This window comes from Halorubrum sp. SD612 (genome assembly GCF_002135005.1).
On sequence record NZ_NEWI01000364.1, the window covers coordinates 1 to 1,424 of the forward strand.

1 protein-coding gene and 1 pseudogene are annotated in these 1,424 nt (G+C 72.1%); both read right to left on the reverse strand.

Annotation, left to right across the window (positions count from 1 at the left end; translation table 11 throughout):
* Positions 1-1,182, reverse strand: a 1,182-nt coding sequence (locus B9G38_RS17370; protein ID WP_198945736.1) for a mechanosensitive ion channel family protein, incomplete at its 3' end; no start/stop codon positions are given.
* Positions 1,183-1,184: 2 nt separating this feature from the next.
* Positions 1,185-1,424, reverse strand: a pseudogene (locus B9G38_RS17375) (16S ribosomal RNA methyltransferase A); the annotation flags it as partial.

The window sequence follows — 1,424 nt, forward strand, 5'->3', positions numbered from 1 at the left end:
GTCGGCTCCCCCGGCGTCACCGCTCTGCGCGTTGTCCCCTTCCGCGTCGCCGTCGCCGGAGCTTTCGGACCCGCCGCGCGTCGCGGCCCGGTCCTCGACCGCCGCGTCCAACTGCGGCCCGGAGGCGCCCTCCGCGCGGGCGGAGAGCGTCTGCTGCGGGAACGGGATGACGATCCCGTCGTCCTCGAGCGCGCCCTTCATCGCGCTCATCGCGGCGGTCTGGGTCCGCCAGCGCTTCCGCATGCTCGGGTTTCGGATCCAGTAGCGGAGCCCCAACACGACCGCCGAGTCCCCGAACCGCTTCGTCACGGCGTTCGGCTCGGGCATCTCGGCGACGTCCTCGACGCCCGCGACCGCCTCCTCGACCACCGCGGCCGCGCGCTCGACGTCGGTGTCGTAGTCGACGCCGACCTCGACTTCGATCCGCAGCCGGTTCCGGCGCGAGCGGTCGACGATCGACCCCGAACGGACGTCGTCGTTCGGCATCGTGATCACCTCGCCGTCGAACGACCGCAGCCGCGTGCTCATGATCGATATCTCCGTCACCGTCCCCTCGTGGTCGCCGATCTCGACCCAGTCGCCGACCTCGAACGGTCGAGAGAACATCAGCACGAACCCCGCGAGGATCGCGCCGAGCGTCTGGCGGGCCGCCATCCCGACGACGATGCCGAGGAACCCCGCGCCGACGAGGAGGCTGCCGACGTTGTCGGTGAACAGCCCGACGACCGCGAGGACCGCGGACGTGTAGACGGCCAGCTGCGTGATCCGCAGGATCACCTCCTGCTGGTGTTGAGATATCGACGCGCTCTCGGCGCCGATCTCGCGGACGACGCCGCTGAGGAAGTCCGTGAGCGCGTACGCGATCGCGAGGAGGATCACCGCGAGGACGACGTTCGACAGCTGGTTCGCGCTCAGCGCCGACCGCGCCGTCTCGAACAGGGCACCGCTCCGGTCCCACACCGCGATCAGCGCGAGCGCGCCGGCGGCGGTGGCGACCCCGACCGCCCCCGACAGCAGGAGCCGCTGCGTGGAGCTGAGGTCCCGGTCGCCGCGTTTCAGCCGCCGAGTGAGGATCCGTACCCCCAGCACGGCGGCGATGACCCCGACGGAGGCGGCGAACCGTTGGGCGTTGCCCGCGAGCGCGCGCTGAAGCTCCGCCGCGAGGCCGATCCAGCCGGTCATCGTCACGCCTCCGTCGGCGACCCGTGTTCGCGGGCCAGCTCCGCCAGCGCGGCGAACGCCGCCGGCTCCAGCGTCCCCGGACGGCTGCGCAGCAGCTCCTCGTCGGCCGCGTCGACGACCGCCTCGGGGTCGTCGAGCCCGGAGATGTGCGCCGTGTTCCGCACCGCGTTCCGCACCGTCTTGCGCCGCTGGGTGAAAAGCGCCTTCACGAACCGGAGGAAGAACGCCCCGTCGCCGACGGC